This is a genomic window from Burkholderia sp. LMG 13014, assembly GCF_905232215.1.
Classification (GTDB): Bacteria; Pseudomonadota; Gammaproteobacteria; order Burkholderiales; family Burkholderiaceae; genus Burkholderia.
In genome coordinates, this window is the sequence record NZ_CAJNKE010000629.1 from 1 (window position 1) to 3,279 (window position 3,279).

The 3,279-nt window shown below is 67.6% G+C and carries 3 protein-coding genes; 2 read left to right on the forward strand and 1 reads right to left on the reverse strand.

The genetic code is table 11. The annotated features are described in order from the left end of the window. A partial coding sequence (locus JYJ84_RS32155) for an amylo-alpha-1,6-glucosidase (RefSeq protein ID WP_205189962.1) occupies window positions 1–1,396 on the forward strand: 1,396 nt, incomplete at its 5' end. A gap of 96 nt (window positions 1,397–1,492) precedes the next feature. Further along, window positions 1,493–1,744 (forward strand): hypothetical protein, encoded by a 252-nt coding sequence (locus JYJ84_RS32160; RefSeq protein WP_011354368.1) that lies wholly within the window; start codon window positions 1,493–1,495, stop codon window positions 1,742–1,744. Window positions 1,745–2,241: 497 nt separating this feature from the next. Here JYJ84_RS32160 and penR read toward each other — a convergent pair whose 3' ends face one another. Beyond that, window positions 2,242–3,132, reverse strand: a complete 891-nt coding sequence (gene penR, locus JYJ84_RS32165; protein WP_122947710.1) for a beta-lactamase transcriptional regulator PenR — start codon at window positions 3,130–3,132, stop codon at window positions 2,242–2,244. Window positions 3,133–3,279 lie beyond the last annotated feature (147 nt).

Genomic DNA, 3,279 nt, shown 5'->3' on the forward strand with positions numbered 1-3,279 from the left:
GCGCGTGAACACCGGCAATCCGCTGTTCGACGCGTGGCTCGATCGTTCGCTCGCGGATCTCGGGCTGCTCACGACGCAGCTCGACACGGGGCCGTACCCGTATGCGGGCATTCCGTGGTTCTCGACGCCGTTCGGCCGCGACGCGGTGATCACGTCGCTGCAGATGCTGTGGCTGCAGCCGTCGCTCGCGCGCGGCGTGCTGCGGTTTTTGGCCGAGCACCAGGCGCGCGAGACTTCCGCGTTCCGCGACGCGGAGCCCGGCAAGATCATGCACGAGTTCCGCCGCAGCGAGATGGCCGCGACGGGCGAGGTGCCGTTCGCGCTGTACTACGGCGGTGTCGACACGACGCCGCTGTTCATCGTGCTCGCGGGCGCGTATGTCGAACGCACCGGCGACGATGCGCTGATCGACGAGCTGTGGCCCGCGCTCGAGCGCGCGGCGCAATGGGTGATCGACAAGTGCGACCGCAATCTTTACGGACTGCTCGATTATCAGCGCACGTCGGAGCGCGGCCTCGCGAACCAGGGCTGGAAGGACAGCCACGATTCGGTGTTCCACGCGGACGGCCGCTTCCCGGACGGGCCGATTGCGCTCGTCGAAGTGCAGGCGTATGCATGCGCGGCGCTCGATGCGATGTCGACGTGCTCGCACCGGCGCGGCCACGCGGCCGACGCCACGCGCTACGCATTGCGCGCGAAGACGCTGCGCGAGCAGGTCGATGCGCTGTTCTGGATGCCGGAAGGCGATTTCTACGGTATCGCGCTCGACGGTCATGGCGACCTGTGCCGCGTGTTCGCATCGAACGCGGGCCACCTGCTCGCGTTCGGGCTGCCCGACGCCGAGCGTGGCGCGGCGGTCGCCGGCGTACTCGGCTCGACGCTGTTCCAGACGGGCTGGGGCATCCGCACGCTCGCGGCCGGCCAGCCGCGCTTCAATCCGATGGCGTATCACAACGGCTCGGTGTGGCCGCACGACAATGCGCTGATCGCGCGCGGGCTGGCGCGCTACGGCGACAAGACGGCCGCGGTGAACCTGCTGCGCGCGCTGTTCGAGGCGGCGGTGAGCTTCGAGATGCGCCTGCCCGAGCTGTTCTGCGGGTTCCCGCGCCGGCGCGGCGAACCGCCGACCGCGTATCCGGTGGCCTGCCTGCCGCAAGCGTGGGCGGCCGGTGCGCCGTTCATGATGCTGCAGGCCTGCCTCGGCGTGAGCATCGACGCGTCGCGCCACGAGGTGCGGGTCGAGCGCCCGGCGCTGCCGGAAGGCGTCGACTGGCTGCGGATCGACGCGCTGCGCGTCGGCGACGAAACCGTGTCGCTCACCTTCCGCCGCGTCGACGGCCAGGTCGTCGCATCGGCGGAGCAGCCGGGTCGCGTGAAGGTGGTCGCGGTGCTGTAGCGTCGTGCTGCACGAACGTTGCGCGATGTCGCGCCACGTTCGCGCGCAGCGGCATAGAATCGTGACATGACCCTTGAACGATGGCGGAGGTAGACGATGACGACCGACAACCGGCCCGACGACAGCGAGCACAAGCTCGAGAATCTGGAAGCGGCGGTCGACCACCTGCACAAGTCGATCGAATCGCAGAGCATCGCGGTCGGCGCGGCGAAGGGCATCCTGTTCAGCCTGATCGAAACGCTCGGCGCGCTGATCGGCGATCCCGACCTGCCCGAGCATGCACGCTCGGGCTACGAGGCGCTGCGCGACAAGGCGAGCGAATTGCGCGGCGGGCTTGACCGGCATTGATGCGCGGAGGGCGCCGGCGCTTGCCGCACGGGCTGCGCCGGCGCTGCCCGATTCTGCAGAAGCAGCACAAAACCCCGTGCGCTCAATGAGTTAGGCGGCCGATGCGCAGGATATCCACAAGCTTGCCAACACAATCTGTGGAGAACCGGCCGGCCTCCGGCCGGGTGCACGGCGCGTGCCGTGCAAAAGCGCTTGCGCTGCCACACGGTTGACCGTGCAAGGTTCCTGTATTGAATCCCCTTTTGTATCAGGGTGTTACGCGCCGCATTGGAAGGATATCCACAGGCTTGCCAACATGTTCTGTGGATAACTCGCAATCGATTGCGTCGTGACAGTTGAGGATCGGGCCGTCGGAGGCCGGCGTGCGAAGCCCGTGCACACGGGCTGCCCGATGTCTGCTTCGGCGCGCTAATTCGTGCGCGATCAAGGGCTTAGGTCCCGGGTACCCAGGATATCCACATCCTTGCCAACACTTTCTGTGGACAAGCGGGGCCGTGTCATTCGGCCTGCTCGGCCTCGGCCGCTTCGGCCACGATCCAGTCGCGAAAGAGCGTCATTGCCGGCGTGAGCGGCTTCGACTTCAGCGAGGTGAGCCAGTAGCCGCCGGCGCACACGTCGATGTCGAGCGGCCGCGCGAGCAGGCCGAGCCGCAGTTCGCGCGCGAACATGCGCGCCGGCGCGAGCGCGACGCCCGCGCCCTGCATCGCGGCCTCGACCATCAGCCGCGACGAATCGAACACGGGCCCGTTGACCGCCCACGGTGCGAGCTGCGCGGCCTCGAACCAGCCGAGCCATTCGTCGGTGCGGTACGAGCGCAGCAGCGTTTCGTTCGCGAGATCGGCCGGCTGCGCGAGGCGCCGCGCGATATCCGGCGCGCACAGCGCGGTGAGCGGCGCGTCGAGCAGGCGCTCGTTGCGCGTCGTCGGCCAGTTGCCTTCCCCGAAACGGATCGCGAAGTCGAGGCCCTCGGCGGCGAGATCGACGACGTTGTTGTTGGTTCGCAGCCGCAGCTCGACAAATGGGTGCGTATCGCCGAACTGCTTCAAGCGCGGCATTAGCCAGCCTATGGCAAAGGTGCCGACGACGCCGAGCGACAGCACCTCGTGGAAGCGCCCGCCGTCGAACTGCTTGAGCACCGTCTCGATGCGGCTGAACGCGTCGCTCAGCACCGGCAGCAGCGCGCGCCCTTCGTCGGTGAGCCCGAGGCCGCGCGGCAGCCGCGTGAACAGCGTGCAGCCGAGCCGCTCCTCGAGCGAGCGCACCTGCTGGCTGACTGCGGCCTGGGTCACGCTGAGCTCGAGGCCGGCGCGCGTGAAGTTCAGGTGGCGCGCCGACGATTCGAACGCGCGCAGCGCATTGAGCGGAAGATGAGGGCGGAGCTTGGTCATAAGAATTTCTTTTGTCAGCGCTCAATTATCGTTGCTTGTCAGGTAACCGTAAAGTGTCGATAGTGCTGTCTCGCCGGCCCGGCGTGCTCAACACCATTTCGCCTCCATTCCACCACGAGACAACCGACATGACTTACTCATCCAGAC

What these genes read in the sequence shown, in the direction of transcription:
- JYJ84_RS32160 (WP_011354368.1), top strand. Translation starts at nt 1,493, where the DNA reads ATGACGACCGACAACCGGCCCGACGACAGCGAGCACAAGCTCGAGAAT.
- penR (WP_122947710.1), bottom strand. Translation starts at nt 3,132, where the DNA reads ATGACCAAGCTCCGCCCTCATCTTCCGCTCAATGCGCTGCGCGCGTTC.